The 259-nt window shown below is 63.7% G+C and carries 1 pseudogene; it reads right to left on the reverse strand.

Annotated elements, in window-relative coordinates:
* Positions 1–108 precede the first annotated feature (108 nt).
* Positions 109–259 (reverse strand): annotated as a pseudogene (locus SB751_RS32315) (aliphatic sulfonate ABC transporter substrate-binding protein); the annotation flags it as partial.

Below are 259 nucleotides of genomic sequence, written 5' to 3' on the forward strand. Positions count from 1 at the left end.
CTATCTGGATTAGTCGCGACGGGAGCGGCGGCGTTTCCCGCCAATTCGAGAAGACAAAAAAAGGCCGACGGGCAGGGTGTCCGTCGGCCTCGTTCGAGTGCGTTGACGTTACTTCGCGGCGAGCGCACTCGCGACGTTCGTGTCGATCCACGCATTCTCCGCGACGCTCAGCTTTTGCGGAATCAACTTCGCCGTGTGGAACGCATCGGCAACCCGCTGCTGCGCCGCGACGATCCTGTCGTCGAGCGGCACCGCGCCG

The sequence above is a fragment of the Cupriavidus sp. SIMBA_020 genome, from assembly GCF_046535395.1.
Taxonomy (GTDB): domain Bacteria; phylum Pseudomonadota; class Gammaproteobacteria; order Burkholderiales; family Burkholderiaceae; genus Cupriavidus; species Cupriavidus campinensis.